The sequence below is a fragment of the Actinomadura sp. 9N215 genome (genome assembly GCF_044326345.1).
GTDB lineage: Bacteria > Actinomycetota > Actinomycetes > Streptosporangiales > Streptosporangiaceae > Spirillospora.
Window position 1 is genome coordinate 15,291 of sequence record NZ_JBIRBA010000047.1, and the last position, 19,815, is coordinate 35,105.

Genomic DNA, 19,815 nt, shown 5'->3' on the forward strand with positions numbered 1-19,815 from the left:
CCTTCGACGACTGGTCGGCGCGCATCTTCATCCAGGAGCTGTCGACGCTGTACGACGCCTTCCGCGAAGGCGCGCCATCTTCGCTGAAGCCGCTGCCATGCCAGTACGCCGACTACTCCGCATGGCAGAAATCCTGGCTCTCAGGGAGAACCCTTGAGCGGCAGGTGGACTACTGGCGTGGCCAGTTGGCGAACCTGCCCATCTTGGACCTCCCGTCAGATCGTCCACGACCCCGCGAAAGAGATTCCGGCGGCGCCCTTCACCGCTTCACCGTCCCGTCCGAAGTCACGAACGATCTCCGGGAGCTCAGCCGACAGTCCGGGACGAGCATGTTCATGGTCGTGCTGACGGGATTCCAGGCCCTGCTGGCGCGCTACTCCGGTCAGGACGACATCGCGATCGGCACGATGATCGCCGGACGTGCACATCCGGAAACCGAGCGGCTCATCGGATTCTTCGTCAACACCTTGGTGTTGCGCGCCGACGCCACGGGCGACCCGCCCCTTACCGAACTGCTGGCCCGCACGCGCGAGACGACCCTCGATGCCTACACCCATCAGGACCTGCCCTTCGAGCACCTGGTCGAGGTACTCCAGCCGGTACGCGACCGCGGCCGCAATCCGCTGTTCGACGTCATGTTCACCTACGACCAACCTGATCGGGCCGATCAGGCCGATCAGATCGCCGACCTGGGTCATCTAGATATCTGCGGGTTCGCGCAAGGCCACACCACCACCAAGTTCGACCTCTCTCTGAGCGTCGGGGAAACCGGTGGGGTCTTGCAGGGCGGAGTGGAGTACAGCACCGCGTTGTTCGACGCGGCCACGATCGAGCGCATGGTCGGCCACCTCACCGCATTGCTCGCTGCCATCGCGACCGAACCGGGGCAGCACCTCAGCGAGGTGGCCCTGATGTCCCGCGGCGAACTCGCCCAGGTCGTCCGAGTCTCCTCGGGACCGGCGACGCCTGCCGTCCCCGACATCCTCGTCCACGAGCTGGTCGACCGGCACGCACGCACCACTCCCGAAAAGGCAGCGGTCGTCGCCGGAGAGGACGTGCTGACGTACTTGAGCCTTGAGCAGTCGGCCAGCAAGCTCGCCCACCTACTGCGGGAACGGGGGGTAGGTCCGGAGTCTGTGGTGGCGTTGTGCCTTGGGCGTACCCCGCAGGTGCTCACGGCGGTCCTAGGCGTTCTCAAGGCGGGCGGCATCTACCTGCCGTTGGACGCCGAGGTTCCGGGAGAACGCCTGAGCTTCCTACTCACGGACAGCAGAGCCGTCCTCACCATCACGACGACTGACCTTCGGGACCGGGTTCCCCGAAGGGCAGACGGCAGCACGCTCGTGCTTGACGATCCCATGACCGTTGCGGCGTTGAGGCGGTGCCCTCCCACACCTCCAACCGTGGCCCTATCTCCGGATTGTGGTGCGTATCTGATCTACACCTCGGGATCAACAGGCCAACCAAAAGGCACCATCGGCACCCACCGCAACCTGGTCTACCTCCACCACGCCTGGACCCACACCCACGGCCTACCCACCAACGACACCCTCCTGACCACCGCCAACCTCACCTTCGACGCCTTCACCGGCGACTGGACCCGCGCCCTCACCACCGGCGCCACCCTCCACATCGGCCCCGACCGCCGCCACCTCGACCCCACCCACCTAGCCCACCTACTCACCCACCACCACATCACCGCCCTCGAAACCACACCCCACCAACTCACCGCCCTCCACCCCCACATCAACCCCCACCACCCACCACCACTGACCACCCTCATCATCACCGCCGACACCTGGCACGCCCACGACCACCACACCACCCACACCCTGCTCCCCCACACCCAACTACTCACCAGCTACGGCCTCACCGAGACCACCGTCGACACCACCACCTGCAACACCACCCACCACCAACCCCACCCCCAACAAACCCTCCCCATCGGCCACCCACTCCCCCACACCACCGTCCACCTCCTCGACAACCACCTCCAACCCGTCCCACCCGGCATCCCCGGCCAGATCTACATCACCGGCACCGGCCTCACCCGCGGCTACCACAACCACCCCGCCCTCACCGCCGAACGCTTCATCGCCAACCCCCACACCACCAACGGCACCCGCCTCTACCGCACCGGCGACCAAGCCCGCCGCAACCCCGACGGCACCCTGCACTTCCTCGGCCGCACCGACCACCAAATCAACCTCCACGGCCACCGCATCGAACCCACCGAAATCGAAACCGCACTCACCACCCACCCCCACATCCACACCGCAGCAACCACCCTCCACCACACCAACAACCACACCCAACTCACCGCATACATCGTGCCCGACGACAGCGAGCGACCGCCCAACACCAGCGAACTGCGGAGCCATCTCAAGGCGCGACTTCCCGATCACATGGTCCCCGCGGTGTTCGTGCCGCTGGACGCGCTTCCCCTGACCACGACCGGCAAGCTCGACCGGAACGCGCTGCCCGCGCCCGGCACCGACCGGCCCGCGCTGGCCGACGGCTACCAGCCGCCCCGGACACCGACCGAACACGCGGTCGCCGATATCTGGCGGGACGTCCTCGGGTTGGATCGCGTCGGCGTCCACGACGACTTCTTCGACCTGGGCGGTCATTCCATCCTCGCCGCTCAGATCATCATGCGGATACGGGCTCTGCTCGATGTGGACCTTCCGCTCGTCGCGCTCTTCGACGCGCCGACCGCGGCCGGGATCGCCGCCGCGGTGGACGCCGGCTCCAGAGTCGCGCCCCTGGCACCGATCCCCCGCCTACGCCGCAAAGGCGCGCACAGGCTGTCCTTCGCCCAGCACCGGCTGTGGTTCCTCAATCAACTCGAACCGACGAGCTCCGAGTATCACATTCCCACGGCGCTCCAACTCCGCGGGGAACTCGACTTCGACGCGCTTCGGCGAGCCCTCAACGAGATCGTCGCCAGGCACGAGGTGCTCCGCACCACGATCATCACAGCGGCCGACGGCGTCGCCGTCCAGCACGTCCATCCGCCGGCACCGATCGACCCGCCCATCGTGGATCTGTCCGGGCTGCCGCGACGACAAGCCCGTGAGGAAGCACTCCAGCTGGTCAACGGTGAGGCAGCCGAGCCGTTCGACCTGGGGGCCGCCCCTCCCATGCGTGTCCGGTTGATCCGGCTGGCAAATGACGACCATGCCCTCTGCGTCACCTTTCACCACATCGCCTCGGACGAGCAGTCGGCCGCCATCTTCGCCCGCGAGCTGTCCCTGCTCTATTCGGCCTTCCACGAGGGCGGAGCTTCGCCCTTGGAACCGCTGCCGATCCAATACGCCGACTACGCCGCCTGGCAGCGGGACTGGTTGTCCGGTGAGATTCGGGAGCGCCAACTTGCCTACTGGCGCACCCAGCTCGCCGACCTGCCCATGCTTCGCTTGCCGACCGACCGGCCCCACCCTCCGGTGCGGCGCGCGGACGGCCGCGTCCAGCAGTTCGTCATCACTGCCGAGACGGCGGACCGGCTGCGCGACCTGAATCGCAGGACCGGGACCAGCATGTTCATGGTCTTGCTCGCGGGGTTCCAGACCCTGCTGGCCCGATATTGCGGTCAGGACGACATCGCGGTGGGCACTCCGGTCTCGGGCCGTTCACACGCCGACACCGAGCGACTCATCGGGTTCTTCGTCAACACCCTCGTGCTCCGCGCCGACACGTCGGGCGACCCCACTTTCAGGGAAGTCGTGGCTCGCGTCCGCAGAGTCGTCCTGGACGGTCTCGCGCATCAGGACCTGCCGTTCGAGCATCTCGTCGAGGAGCTCCAGCCGCAGCGCGACCGTGCCCGGCACCCGCTGTTCCAGGTCATGTTCAACTACGCCGTCAACGACGGCGCGGACCGGCCGGGCCTGGCCGACGTCGACGCGTGCGCCTTCCCCGTGACCTACACCGCGACGCCGTTCGACCTGGCGCTCAGTTTCAGCAACACCGGCCGTGAGCTGCGGGGAAGCGTGGAGTACAGCACCGCTCTGTTCGACGACCCGACGATCGAGCGTTTGACGGGCCATCTGACATTGCTGCTGGAAGGCGTGGCGGCCGACCCGGATCGGCGCGTCCATGAGGTCTCAGTGGTCACCGACGACGAGCGACGATGGCTGCACAAGTCGAGCCGCGGGCCGAGCGCGCCCCCGATCCCCGACGTCCTGATTCACGAACTGGTCGACCGCCACGCACGAACCACCCCGGACAAGGTGGCCGTGGCCGACGGAACCGAGCGACTCACCTATGCCGAACTCGCAGCACTGTCCAACCGGATCGCGCACCTTCTCCGCGATCGCGGCGTAGGCCCCGAATCCGTCGTGGCTCTGGTCCTGGAACGCGGGGTCCACGTCCTGGCGTGGGCTCTCGGCGCGCTCAAGGCCGGCGGCGTCTATCAGCCCGTTGACACCGCGACACCGTCCGAGCGGCTCGCCTACCTGCTCGCCGACAGCCGGCCCACCGTCGTGGTGACGACCACGCACCTCCGTGAGCTATTGCCGGCCAGGGCGCAGCTTCCAGTCGTGGTCGCACTGGACGAGGTCAGCACACGATCGGCTCTGGACAACGGCCCTTCCTCAGCGCCGACCATCCGTCTGTCCCCGGATTGTGGTGCGTATCTGATCTACACCTCGGGATCAACAGGCCAACCAAAAGGCACCATCGGCACCCACCGCAACCTGGTCTACCTCCACCACGCCTGGACCCACACCCACGGCCTACCCACCAACGACACCCTCCTGACCACCGCCAACCTCACCTTCGACGCCTTCACCGGCGACTGGACCCGCGCCCTCACCACCGGCGCCACCCTCCACATCGGCCCCGACCGCCGCCACCTCGACCCCACCCACCTAGCCCACCTACTCACCCACCACCACATCACCGCCCTCGAAACCACACCCCACCAACTCACCGCCCTCCACCCCCACATCAACCCCCACCACCCACCACCACTGACCACCCTCATCATCACCGCCGACACCTGGCACGCCCACGACCACCACACCACCCACACCCTGCTCCCCCACACCCAACTACTCACCAGCTACGGCCTCACCGAGACCACCGTCGACACCACCACCTGCAACACCACCCACCACCAACCCCACCCCCAACAAACCCTCCCCATCGGCCACCCACTCCCCCACACCACCGTCCACCTCCTCGACAACCACCTCCAACCCGTCCCACCCGGCATCCCCGGCCAGATCTACATCACCGGCACCGGCCTCACCCGCGGCTACCACAACCACCCCGCCCTCACCGCCGAACGCTTCATCGCCAACCCCCACACCACCAACGGCACCCGCCTCTACCGCACCGGCGACCAAGCCCGCCGCAACCCCGACGGCACCCTGCACTTCCTCGGCCGCACCGACCACCAAATCAACCTCCACGGCCACCGCATCGAACCCACCGAAATCGAAACCGCACTCACCACCCACCCCCACATCCACACCGCAGCAATCACCCTCCACCACCCCAACAACCACCCCCAACTCACCGCATACATCGTCACCAGCACACCGCCTCCCACAGCCACTCAGATCCGCGCGTATCTCAAGACGAGGCTCCCGGACCACCTCATTCCCGCCGTCTTCGTCACCGTCAACGCTCTCCCGACCACCACGACCGGCAAGCTCGACCGTCAGGCACTCCCCGCGCCCACCGCCGATCGCCCGCGCCTTGACGCCGGGTTCGTCGAGCCGGCCACACCGGCCGAGCAGGTGCTGGCGCGCATCTGGCGGGACGTCCTCGGGCTGGATCGCGTCGGCGTCCACGACGACTTCTTCGACCTGGGCGGGGACTCGATCCTGAGCCTGCAGATCGTCGCTCGAGCACGTGAGGCCGGGCTGCGGATCACTCCGGCCCAGTTGTTCGACAACCCCACCGTCGCGGCGCTCAGTGCCATCGCGGGCGCCGAAGAAGTCGTCGATCCGGAGCAGGAGCGGGTGTCCGGACCGGTGGGACTGCTGCCGATCCACCGGTGGTGGGCGGACCAGCGCTTGACGGACCCCGACCACTTCAACCAGGCGACGTGGGTCCAGGCGGACGTCACACTCGACCCCGACGCGCTGGCCCGCGCGGCCGCCGGAGTCACCGATCATCACGAGGCTCTGCGGCTACGCGCCGACGGCTATCCCGACCGGCTCCAATTGACGATCGCCGCCCAGGACGATCCGCTGGTCGTTCGCCACCGGCTACCGCAAGACTGCGACGACCGGGAGCATCGAGAACGGCTCAGGGCGATAGCCGAGGCGGCGCAGGCCGGGCTCAACCTGGTGTCCGGCCCTGTCTGGCGTCTCGACCTCGTCGACGGTGGGCCCGGCCGGGGATCGCGCGTCCTGATCGTCGTACATCACCTCGCGGTCGACACCGTCTCATGGCACATCCTCGTCGAAGACCTGGCGCGCGCCTACATCCAGGTCGCCGCGGGACAGCCCGTGGACCTCGGTCCCAAGACCACTCCCATCTCCCAGTGGGCCGCCTACGTGGCCGGCGTCTCCCACGAGGACGACACGATCGCGGAGACTCCCGAACCGGTCGAGCGGCTTCCCGTCGATCACGACGAAGGCCCCACCACGTACGCGCAGGCAGATACCCTCAGCCTCCGCCTGGACGCCGAGACCACCCGGACGTTGATCAAGCTTTCCCCCAGCGCCTATCGCACCCAGATCAACGACCTGCTGCTCACCGCACTCGTTCACGCGCTCCACGGATGGGCCGGAATCCGTTGTGCGTCCATCGAACTCGAAGGGCATGGGCGCACCCACACCGGGCCGCACGACCTCTCCCGCACCGTCGGCTGGTTCACCACGCTCACGCCGGTCGTGCTGGTCCACCCGGAATCCGCCGATGATCTCGCGAGCCTCATCAAGTCCACCAAGGAGAAGCTTCGCGGTGCCTCCCGGCGGCAGCTCAATGGGCCGTCACCCCGCACGGGGCAAACTCAGATCGGTTTCAACTACCACGGCCGGCTGGAAGCGTCTCGCGAGGAGGCGGTGGACGGCAAGGACGGACGGAGCCTGTGGCGGCCCGTCGGCGCCCCCACCGGCTCCGACCAGGACCCCAGCGCCCCACTGCCGCACCTGTTGGAACTCACCGCCGCGGTCGCGGAAGACAGGCTCAACCTCCACCTCACCTATCCCGTTTCCCGGTACCGCCGCGAGACCGTCGACTCATTGGGCGACCATCTGCTTCGAGCGTTGACACGGATCGCCGCGCACACGCGGGAGGTGGCGGAGAACGCTCCCGGCGCGGCGACGCCTTCGGACTTCCCCTTGGCGGAGCTTTCCCAGGACGAGGTGGACCATCTGGTCGCCACGGCCGGATTCATCGTCGAGGACGCATATCCGCTCTCACCGATGCAGCACGGCATGCTGTTCCACACGCTCCTCGCCCCCTCGGAGGGCGTCTACTTCGAACACACCGTGCTCACGTACGAGGGACCGATGGACCCGGAGTCGCTCCGGGCGGCTTTCCAATACCTGGTCGACCGGCACCCGATCCTACGGACCGCGATCCGTCATCACGACCAGACCACACCGCTCCAGCTCGTGGCCGCCCAAGCGACCATCCCGTTCACCGTGCACGACTGGACCGGCCTGCCCGATGACCGTCACAGCGCCAAGCTGGCCGAATTCCTGGCGGCCGACCGTGCCCGTGGGATCGATCTGTCCCGGCCACCGCTGGCACGTCTGGCGTTGATCCGGCACGACCCTGAGCGGCACACGCTGGTCATGGCCGAACACCATCTGCTGATGGACGGCTGGAGCCTGCCGATCCTGCTCGACGAGCTGCGGACCGTCTACGAGGCGCTGGCGAACGGACGCGCGCCCGCACTGCGAGCGCGCCGTCCGTACCGCGACTACATCGCCTGGCTGGCCGAGCAGGACTCGCAGGAGGGCCTTGAGTTCTGGCGTTCCCAGCTCGCCGGTTTCACCGCCTCCACCCCGCTGGCTACTGATCCGCCGCGAAGCGACGGCGGCCAGGCGACCCACCATCTGGAGCTGTCCGCTGATACGACACGGCGGCTCACCGGCCTCGCCCGCACGCATCAGCTGACGCTCAACACCGTCCTGCGCGGCGCCCTGGCCCTGCTGATCGCGCAGCACACGGGCAGCACCGACGTCTGTTACGGCGCGACCGTCGCGGACCGGCCCGACACGCTGCTTGGTGCCGAGCACATGCTGGGACTGTTCATCAACACACTTCCGGTGCGCGTCCAGGTCCCCGCCGAACAACACCTCGTGGACTTCCTCCACGACATCCAAGCTCAGCGGACGCTGCAACAGCCCCACCAGCACACGCCGCTCACGTCGATCCGCACCGTCGGCGGCCTTGCGCCGAACGTTCCGCTGTTCGACACGATCCTTGTCGTCCACAACTATCCGCACGGCGCCAGCGCGGGGAACTCCGCCGACTCCGAGGGAGCCGGTCAGATGCCGAGGCTCTGCGGGATGTTCGGTGAGCCTGCCGACCACTACCCCCTGAGCGTCATGGCCGACCCGGGCCCCCGCCTCCGCCTCACGCTGTCGTTCGACCGATCCCGGCACACGGCCGACACGATCGAGAGGCTGGGAGACCACCTCGTCCGGTGGCTGGAGGCCATGGCGGACGACCTCCTGCGGACGATCGGCGATGTCTCGCTGACCTCCCCGGTCGAGCGGGACCGATTGTTGGAGTGGTCGGGCGAGGACGTCGCCTCGGCCGTCCCCAGACCGCTACTGCCCGAACTCATCAGCGGGCAGGCAAGAGCCCACCCCAACAGGGCCGCTATCTTCGCGGACGGGCATGCGCTCACTTACGCGGTACTGGAGGAGAACGCCAACCGCCTCTCCCGCTATCTACGCTCGCTCGGCGCCGGACCCGAAGCCGTGGTCGCGCTCGTCCTTCCCGCCGGCCCCGAACTGATCACCGCGCTCCTCGGCGTATGGAAGAGCGGTGCCGCCTATCTGCCCATCGAGCCCGACACTCCGCTGGCACGGACCGGCTCCTACCTCACCGAGGCATCGGCGAGCCTGATCATCACCACAACGGATCTCCTCGACCGGCTTCCCGACCAGCCCATTCCGGTGGTGCTGCTGGACGACCCCGCCACGCGCGATGGCATCGGGGCGTGCGCGTGCACTCCACTCACCAACGACCTGAGCACCGACAACGCCGCATACCTCATCTTCACCTCCGGCTCCACGGGAACACCGAAGGCCGTCACGGTCACGCACGGAGGACTGGCCGCATACATCCACAACGTCGGTGACCGGTTGAACCTTCGAGGAGCCGCCCGCTACGCGATCGCCCAGCAACTGACGGTCGACTTCGGCAACACGCTGCTGTACGCGGCGCTGAGCAGCGGCGGCACCGTACACCTGCTTCCGACGCCCCTGACCCTGCACGGACCGCGACTCGCCGGCTATCTGAAACACCAGGACATCGACTTCTTCAAAATCACACCCTCCCAGCTGTCCGCCCTGCTGGCCGGCGTCGACGACCCCGTGGCGCTGCTGCCCCGATCCGCGCTGATCCTCGGTGGGGAGGCCACACCCGCCGAGCTGGCCGACACGATGGAAGCGCTCGCCCGAGAAGCAAAAATCGAGCTGCACAACCACTATGGACCGACGGAAACCAGCGTCGGCGTCACCACCCATCGGGTAGGCGAGGGACGGCCCGGGGCGCGCTTGCCGATCGGCACACCGCTGCCCGGCACGACCTGCCACGTCCTCGACCGGCAGCTGCGGCCCGTCCCCATCGGTGTCCCGGGCGAACTGTTCCTCGGCGGCCTCCAACTCGCTCGCGGTTACCACGGCCGTGCCGCGCTCACCGCGGAGCGGTTCGTCGCCAGCCCATTCAGCGAGGACGGCGCCCGCCTCTACCGCACCGGCGACCTCGTCCGGTGGAACGGAGATGGCCGGCTGGAGTTCCTTCGCCGCGTCGACGCCCAGGTCAAGGTGCGGGGTCACCGGATCGAGCCTGGAGAGATCGAAGCAGCGCTGACCGCCCATCCGCAGATCGTCAGGGCTGCCGTCGCGGCGCACCGAGACGAACGGCGCGGCGAACGTCTGGTCGGCTATCTCCTCCCAGCGACCCTGGAGCAGCCCCCCGACGCCGCCGACGTGCGGGGCTTCCTGGAGGCACGGCTTCCCGCTCACATGGTCCCGGGCACCTTCGTGACGCTCGACGCGATTCCGCTGACTCCCAGTGGAAAGATCGATCGGCACGCGCTAGCCGCCTTCGAAGACCGCCGTCCCGACTCGATCGCCGACCATGCGCCGCCGGGCACGCCGACCGAACGGGCGCTCGCCCTCATCTGGAGCGAAGTCCTCGGCATCGACCGGATCGGCGTCAACGACAACTTCTTCGACCTGGGCGGCCACTCTCTCCTGGCCACCCAGGTCATCTCCGGACTGCACGCAGAGCTGGACGTCGACCTGCCGGTCGCGGCCGTCTTCGACGCCCCGACGCTCGCCGGGCTGGCCGCCGCCGCCGACGCGGCCCGCTGGGTCCGGGAGGGCGGCGGGCCCACCGCCTCGGACGACTACGAGGAGATGGAGCTCTAGTGAACGCCGTCGATCTGCTGACGCGCCTCAGGGATCTCGGGGTGGGCATCCAACTCGAGGGTGAGAATCTCCGCCTACGAGCGCCCAGAGGCGTGCTCACCCAGGAGCTCCGAGAGCAGCTGGCCACGCACCGCGCGGAGATCCTGACGTTCCTCCGGCAGAGCGGTGAACGCCGGCATCGTGGCGGCGACCCCATCCCGGCCGTCCAGGCCGGCGTTCCGCCAATGCTGTCGTTCGCCCAGCGGCGCCTGTGGTTCCTCAACCGGCTGCGGCCCGAAAGCCCCGAGTACAACCGCCCCCTCGTCATGCAGCTGAAGGGGGATCTCGACGTCGGCGCGCTGCACCGGGCGCTCAACGAGGTGGCGGCCCGGCACGACGCGCTCCGAACCACGATCACGATGACCCCGGACGGAGAGCCCGAGGCGGTCATCAGGCCTCCGGGGTCGATCGAACTTCCCGTCGGCGACCTCTCCCACCTGACCGCCGAGCGGGCCGCGCAGCGGGCGCGGGAAATGGTGGACGCCGAGGCAACGCGACCGTTCGACCTGGCGACGGCCCTACCGCTGCGTGCACTGCTCATCCACTTGGCCGAACAGGAACACGTCCTCACCCTGACCGTGCATCACATCGCCTTCGACGACACGTCGGCCGACATCCTCCGCCACGAGCTAAGGGCCTGCTACACCGCTTTCCAGCGTGGCGACCCGTCCCCCTTGTCCCCGCCACCGATCCGCTACTCCGACTACGCGGCCTGGCAACGGGGTCTCCTCTCCGAGGAGATCCACCACGACCAGATGGACTACTGGCGCACGCGGTTGGCCGATCTGACACCACTCGATCTGCGGACCGACCGTCCCCGCACCGCCGATCACGGGACGGCGGGATCGTACGACTTCGTCATCCCGGCGGACGTCACCGAATCCCTGCGCACCATCGGCCGTGAGGCCGGGACGAGCATGTTCATGACCCTGCTGGCGGCCTTCCAGGGGTTCCTGTCCCGGCATACCGGGCAGGAGGACATCGCCGTCGGCACCCCGATCAGCGGGCGGGCACATCGGGACACGCGTTCGTTGATCGGCTTCTTCGCGAACACCCTCGTGTTGCGCACCGACACGTCGGGCGATCCCGCCTTCACCGAGTTGCTCGCGCGGGTCCGCAAGGTCGCCCTCGACGCCTACGCCAACCAGGACCTGCCGTTCGAGCGGCTCGTCGACGAGCTGCAACCGAAGCGCGACCGAACCCGCAACCCGCTGTTCGGCATCATGTTCGGCTACCACGCAGGGCGGCGACCCGCAGCGGGTGACGCCGCGGACTGGGCGGCTCTGGACGTCTGCGAACTGCCGGCGCCCTACTCGGTCACCTCCCTCGATCTCGGCGTCGAGCTGATCGAGACCGGCGACTCGCTGCGATGCCTCATCGAGTACGACGCCGATCTGTTCGATCACTCGTCCGTCGAGCGGCTTGCCCTGGGCTTCCAGCGGCTCCTGCGAGGGGTCGCCACGAACCCTCGGCAGCGGATCGGAGCGCTCGACCTGCTCTCCTCCGCCGAACGGACTGAGATCTCCGAGTGGTCCTCAGGGCCGGAGGTCGGATGGGGCGACCGGTCCGATGTGGTGCACCAGCTGCTCGCGCGGCAAGCCCGGATCACACCTGACGCCCCCGCGGTCGTCTTCGGCCACGATCGCGTCACCTACGCCGAGCTTGACGGCCTCGCCGACCGGCTCGCGCGGCGGCTGCGGCTCTTGGGAGTCCGCCTCGAGACGGTGGTCGCCGTACATCTGGAGCCTGGTATCGACCTTGTGGTGAGCCTCTTCGGAGTGCTCAGGGCCGGCGGTGTGTACCTTCCCCTCGATCCTGGAGCGCCGACCGAGCGGCTGCGCTTCCAGCTCGACGACAGCGGCGCCCGTGTGGTCATCACGTCGATGGGCCTTCGGGACCGCCTTCCGGAGACCGGCGCACACGTTCACCTCGTCCGCCCCCCGGGGGCGCACGAAGGGCCCGACGGGGAACCCGCCGCAGCGCACGACGTGGCCATGCGGCCGGACAACGCCGCTTACATGATCTACACCTCCGGGTCCACGGGAGCCCCCAAGGCCGTGGTCGTGTCCCATGGGAGCCTGGTCAACCGGCTCCGCTGGCAGCTCGAGGCCCATCGCTTCGGTCCTGAAGATCGAGTCCTGCAGCGCACCTCACCGACGTTCGACGTGTCGCTGTGGGAGATGTGCGGCCCGCTGGCGGTGGGCGCGACCGTGGTGGTCGCGCCGCGGGAGGCCGCCCGGGATCCCAAGGTGCTCGGCCGTGCCATCGGACGGCATGCCATCACCGCGGTGGACTTCGTGCCGGCGATGCTCGGCCCGTTCCTGGACACCGCCGGCCGCGACGACGCCACCGGCCTGAGGTTGATCACGTGTGGCGGTGACCCCCTGCCGCAACCACTGGTCCACCGCTGCCGGGAGGTCCTGGGACCGAGGGTCCGGCTGCGGAATCTGTATGGCCCGACCGAAGCGACCATCGACGTCACCGACTCGCCTTGCGAACCCGACGACGACCTCCCTCCCGCCATCGGCACCCCGCACGCGAACACCGTCTGCCGAGTGCTGGATCCTTGGATGAACGCGGTGCCGCCGGGCGTCGCGGGGGAGCTCTTCATCGGCGGTCTCGCGCCTGCTCGCGGCTACCACCACCGGCCGGCCCTCACCGCGGAGAAGTTCGTCGCCGATCCCTGGTCCGCCGGTGGCGCGCGCCTCTACCGCACCGGTGACCTCGTCCGCTGGCGTCGGGACGGCCGCCTGGAATACCTCGGCCGGATCGATGACCAGGTCAAGATACGCGGCCACCGGGTCGAGCCGGGCGAGATCGAGAATGTGCTGACCACGCATCCGCGGGTCGCGTCCGCCATCGTGACAGCGCAAGAGGACGGAGCCGGCTCCCTGCGACTGGTCGCCTACGTCGTCCCCCGGGACCCGGCTCAACCCTGCGACGCCGGCGAGCTGAGAGATTTGCTCGGGACCCGGCTCCCCAGCCCGATGATCCCGGCGGCGTTCGTCATCCTCGACGCGCTTCCGTTGACGAGCGGCGGGAAGGTGGATCGCGGGAATCTGCCCGCCCCTGCGGAGCAGACCGGGTCGCCCCCCTGGTCCCTCGAACCGGCCGCCGGAACCGAACAGCTCCTCACCGAGATCTGGCGCGAGGTCCTCGGCCTGGATCGGGTCGGGATCCACGACGACTTCTTCGACCTCGGCGGCCATTCCCTCCTGGCACTACAGGTCGTGGCGCGGGCAGCGGCCCGTGGCGTGCTGATCACGCCCGCGCAGATCTTCGATCATCCGACCGTGGCCGGGCTCGCCGCGGTCGCGCTCGCCGGCGAGCGCGCGGAGGCAGATCAGGACCGGCTGACGGGCCCCGTCGCTCCGCTGCCCATTCACCGCTGGTGGGCGGGTCTCCGGCTGCGCCATCCGGAACACTTCAACCAGGCCGCCTGGGTGCAGACCTCCACACGGCTCGATCCCGTGCTCCTCGAACGCGCCGCCGCCGCGGTCTCGGATCATCATGACGCCCTGCGGCTCCGCGCCACCGGATACCCCGACGATCTCCGGCTCGTCCTCGCCGCGGAGGACCTTCCGGTCGTCACCGCCCACCGGCTCCAAGCGTGCGGTCCCGAGCAACTCCATCGCATCGCGGTGACGGCGCAACAACGGCTGGATCTGACTTCCGGGCCGATATGGCGGATCGAGCTCGTCAGCTCCGGCACCGAGGAGGGATCGCGCCTGCTCATCGTGGTCCACCATCTCGCCATCGACACCGTATCCTGGCCCATCCTCGCCGAAGACCTGGCCGGCGCCTACGCACAGCTGGTCAGCGGGCTGCCCGTCGATCTCGGCCCCAAGACCAGCTCCATCCGTCAATGGGCCGACCACCTCGTCGAGCTCGCCCACGACGAGACCACAAAGGCCGAGAAGCCGTACTGGATCCGTACGGGTCGCGGAGACCACGACCGGTTGCCAACGGACCACATCACCGGCCCGGCCACGCACGCGCACGCCGGCTCACACGAGATCTGTCTCTCCCCCGAGATGACCCGGGCGCTGAGCAGGCGGGCACCCGCCGCCTACCGCACCCAGATCAACGACCTGCTCCTCACCGCGCTGACCGAGGCGCTCCGGCGATGGACCGGAGCCCGCCGGGCCCTCATCGACGTGGAAGGCCACGGTCGTACCCATGCCGAACCGCATGATCTCTCCCGAACGCTCGGATGGTTCACCACCCTCATACCCGTTCTGCTTGACCTCGCCGATCCGTCGGCCGGATGGCCGGGGGCCATCAGGAGCGTGAAGGAGCAGCTACGCGCCGTCCCACGCCACGGACTCGGATACGGCGTGCTCGCGCATCTCACCCCCCACCTGGCAGAGTCGGCCACTCCCGAGATCGGCTTCGACTACCAGGGAAGTCTCGGCCCCGAGCCCGGCGCCTCGGCCGGCAAGGACGGCGGCGACCACACCAAAGGCGCGACACCATGGCGTTCCATCGACGGGCCGACCGGAGACGACCAGCAGGCGGACGCACCCCTACCGCACCTGCTCGACGTCAGCGTCACGATCAGTGGTGACCGGCTCCGCGTCCGCGTGACCTATCCGACCACCCGGTATCGGCCCGAAAGCATCGCCGACCTCGCCGGACACCTGCAAGAGGCCCTGACGGACATCACCGAGCACTGCGTGCAGGTCACGGAGACGACGCCGGGTCTGGCGACACCATCGGACTTCCCACTGGCGCGGCTGTCCCAGAAGCAGGTCGATCGACTGGTCGACACGGCTGGATTCACCGTCGAAGACGCCTACCCGCTCTCTCCGATGCAGCAGGGCATGCTCTTTCACAGCCTCCTCGACGCGGAGAGCAGCCTGTACTTCGAACACACGCTCCTCACCTTCGAGGGACCACTCGATCCGGACACACTGCGGGCGGCGTTCCAGCACCTGGTGGATCGCCATCCCGTCCTGCGCACGGCCATCCGCCAACTCGACGTCGAAGAGCCCCTTCAGATGGTGGCGGCGCGCGCCGACGTCCCCTTCGACTTCCGCGACTGGTCTGACGTGCCCGCCGACCGGTACCAGGAGCGCCTTGCCGAGTTCCTCGACGCCGACCGGCGGCGGGGAATCGACCTCGGCACGCCACCCTTGATCCGCCTCACCTTGATCCGGCAGACGCCCACCCAGCACACGCTGGTGATCGCCGAGCACCATGTGCTGCTCGACGGCTGGAGCCAGCCGATCCTCCTGCACGAGCTCCAGGCCGTCCATCAGGCATTCATCGATCGGCGGGCTCCGCGGCTTCCCTCCCGGCGGCCCTACCGCGACTACATCGCCTGGCTGAGCGATCAGAACTCACAGGACGGTGCCGCGTTCTGGGCCAACGAACTCGACGGCTTCACCAGCCCCACCCTGATCGCCCCAGAGAACGCTTCCGCGCCGGGCAGCGGACATGCGAAGCATCATTGGAAGCTGTCCCAGCGACACACGGCCAGGCTGGACGAACTGGCACGCACCCACCGTCTGACCCTCAACACCATCGTCCGCGGCGCCCTGGCCCTCGCCATCTCCCACCAGACGGCTAGCAAGGACGTTTGCTACGGGGCCACCGTCGCCGGCAGGCCCGATACCCTGCCGGGCTCCGAGAAGATGCTCGGACTCTTCATCAACACCGTCCCGGTACGCGTCCGCATCCCACCCGAGCAACCGGTGCTGGACTTCCTCCAGTCCATCCAAACGCAGCAACTCAGGCAGCAACGCCACGAGCACGCGTCACTCGTCTCCATCCAGGCCAGGAGCGAGGTCCCCGTCGGACGTCCCCTCTTCGACACGATTCTGATCTTCAACAACTACCCCGACGGTGACGGTGGTGCCGCCACCGCGGAAGCGGAGACGCGGATCTGCGAGAGCAGCACCCTCGAATACGACCACTACCCGCTGACATTCATCACCGACGACAGCAGCCCGCTGCAGCTCGCGTTCTCCTACGACCGCGCCCGGCTGTCCGCCGAGGCGGTCGACGCGCTCGCCGACCGCCTCACCGCTCTTCTCGAGGTTATCGCCGAGGATCCGGTCCGACGCCTGGTCGATCTGCCGATGGTGACGGCACAGGAGCGGACACGACTACGGGACTGGGGGACAGGGCCCTTGACCGCCGTGCCGGGCGGGCACGTCCCCGACTGGATCACCGCGCAGGCGGAACGGACACCGCAGGCGGTCGCCCTGGTGGCGGGCGAGCACCGGATGACTTACGCGGACTTGGACCAGCACGCCAGTCGCCTCGCTCACCATCTTCTGGCGGCGGGCATCGGCCCGGAAAGCGTCGTCGCCGTGTTCACGGTGCCCGGATGCGACTTGATCGTCTGCATGCTCGCCGCATGGAAGATCCGTGCCGCCTACCTGCCGCTGACGACCGCGACCCCCACGCAACGGCTCGCCTTCCAGCTGGACGACAGCCGCGCCGACGTGGTGCTCACCCAGCACCGGCTGCGGAACCGCCTGCCTGGTGCGGTGAAGGCGGAAACCCGGCTGCTGATCTTGGACGATCCCGGCACCGTCGCCGCCCTCGACGAATGCGAACCCACCTCACCGCGTTTCGCGGTGCACCCGGACGACGCCGCGTACCTGATCTACACCTCCGGCTCGACGGGTACCCCGAAGGCGGTAACCGTCACCCACCGTGGGCTGGCCAACCACAACGAGGCCATGAGCACGCGTTTCGGCCTCGGCACCGACACCCGTGCCCTGCAAGCGTTCTCGCCCGGTTTCGACGCGGCCGCGGAAGAGATCTTTCCCGTGCTCGCTCGCGGCGGAACCCTCCACGTCCTGCCCGATGGCTGGCCCGATCCAGCCCAACTCGCCGTCCACATCCTTGAGTCGCGGCCCACGCTGCTGCACATGCCCGCCGGCTACTGGGCGAGCTGGGTCGGCGCGGCCACTCCCACGCCCGAGCAACTCCCCCTGGTCCGAGCAGCCAAGATCGGGGGAGAGCGCCCGCTCCCGGCGCAGATCCGGACCTGGTACGAGGCCGTCGGCGTTCCCCTATGGAACGTCTACGGCCCGACGGAGACCACCATCACCGTCACCACCGATCTGCTCCCCCCTGATCTCCCAGAGAACATCGCACCATCGATCGGAACCCCGCTCCCTCACACCACCACCCACGTGCTCGACGAACACCTGCGGGGCGTCCCGGCGGGCGTTCCCGGCGAGTTGTTCATCGGCGGCCCGCAGCTCGCGCGCGGTTACCACCGTCGTCCCGCGCTGACCGCCGAGCGGTTCGTCCCCGACCCCGTGGCCAATGACGGATCACGCCTGTACCGCACTGGGGACCTCGCCCTTTGGAGCTCCGAGGGCAGGCTTCACTACCTGGGCCGCATCGACGACCAGATCAAGATCCGGGGCCATCGGGTGGAGCCAGGGGAGATAGAGAGCGTCCTCGCTTCCCATCCGCAGGTGCGGGCGGCGGCGGTCGTGGTCCGCGAGGATGCCGGCGAAGCACGACTGGCCGCCTTCCTCGTCCCGTCCGACGCCGACCACCCGCCCGGGGCGGAGGAGCTCCGCGCGTTCATGCGAAGCAGGTTGCCCGACCCCGTGGTCCCGGCAAGCGTCACGCAGCTGCCGCGGTTGCCGATGACCACCAGCGGCAAGACCGACCGACACGCCCTCAGCGCCGACGAGACATACCGGCCTGCCGCCGTGCTCCGTTTCGTTCCTCCGGCCACCGCGACCGAGCAGGCCATCGCCGACGTCTGGCGGCAGGTGCTCAAGATCGAACGGGTCGGCGCGCACGACGACTTCTTCGAGCTGGGCGGGCATTCGCTCACGGCCATGCAGATCGTCTCGCGGATAAGAGAACGGTTCCGCGTCACCCTGGCGATAGCGGACCTGTTCAACGCGCCCACCGTCGCTGAGCTCGCCGTCCTGGTGGACGAGTCGGACCGCAGGCGGCAGCCCCCGCCCATCGTGCCCGTTGACCGAACCGCGCCGCTGGAACTGTCGTCCGCCCAGCAGCGGCTGTGGTTCCTCAGCCGACTGGAGCCCGACAGCGCCGAGTACAACATTTCCAGCGCGCTTCGGCTCGACGGAGGGCTGGACGTCACCGCGTTGCGACGGGCGCTCACCGCGGTGGTGGCACGGCACGAGACACTGCGCACCACGATCACCAGCACACCGGACGGCGTGCCAGTGCAGACGATCTCCGCTGAGGCCGAGCAGCGGATGCCACTGATCGACTTGTCCGGGCTTCCCGCCGATGACGCCCGGCGCGAAGCGGGCCGGCTCGTGGACGATGACGCGGCCACTCCGTTCGATCTGTCCACGACCCGGCCCCTGCGCGCGAAACTGATCCGGCTGAACCTTGATGTGCACGTGCTAGTTCTGACCGTCCACCACATCGCGGCGGACGAGTGGTCGATCGGCGTGCTCAAGCGTGAGCTGTCGACGCTCTATGCGGCCTTCCGGGATGGGCGGCCCGTCTCTCTCGAACCGCTGCCCGTTCAGTACGCCGACTACGCGGCATGGCAGCGCAGTCGGCTCTCCGAAGAGGCATTGCGAGACCAGCTGGAGTACTGGCGGGACCAGCTCGCCGACCTCCGCCCACTGCGGCTGCCCACGGACCGCCAGAGCCCCGCGGTTCGCGACCCGGCGGGGGCCCAGTGCCCGTTCACCGTTTCCGCCGAAATCACCGAGGGGCTGCGGGAGACCAGCCGCAGGGCCGGCACCAGCATGTTCATGACGCTCTTGGCCGCTTTCCAGACGCTCCTGGCACGCTACAGCGGACAAGACGACATCGCCGTCGGCACTCCGATCAGCGGCCGGCCCCACCCGGACGCCGAGCGGCTCATCGGCTTGTTCGTCAACACCGTCGTGCTGCGCAACGACCTGACAGGCGACCCCACCTTCACCGAACTTCTCGGCCGGGTCCGGAAGACCGCGCTGGACGCATACGATCACCAGGATCTTCCCTTCGAGCACCTGGTCGACGCGCTGCGGCCGGAACGGGATCGCGCTCGCCATCCGCTCTTCCAGGTCATGTTCAACTACGCCACCGCGGGGGCCGATGATCGAACCGGGCTGGCGGACCTCGACGCCTGCGAATTCCCGGCGAACTACACGGTCACGCCTTTCGACCTGACACTCAACGTGTTCGAGGACGGCCGGGTTCTCCACGGCAGCATCGAGTACGGGACCAGGCTGCTCGATCGAGAGACGGT

2 protein-coding genes (both running past the window's edge) are annotated in these 19,815 nt (G+C 68.5%); both read left to right on the forward strand.

Annotation, left to right across the window (positions count from 1 at the left end; all coding sequences use genetic code 11):
- On the forward strand, positions 1–10,574 hold the 3' portion of the coding sequence (locus tag ACH34T_RS42710; protein ID WP_396026737.1) for an amino acid adenylation domain-containing protein. 3,796 nt of this gene lie to the left of the window's left edge; only the last 10,574 of its 14,370 coding nucleotides appear in the window; its start codon lies beyond the left edge, outside the window; the stop codon is at positions 10,572–10,574.
- Positions 10,574–19,815, forward strand: the 5' portion of a protein-coding gene (locus ACH34T_RS42715; RefSeq protein WP_396026738.1) for a non-ribosomal peptide synthase/polyketide synthase. 6,616 nt of this gene lie beyond the right edge of the window; only the first 9,242 of its 15,858 coding nucleotides appear in the window; the start codon lies at positions 10,574–10,576; the stop codon falls past the right edge of the window. Before ACH34T_RS42710 ends, ACH34T_RS42715 begins: the two co-directional genes overlap by 1 nt.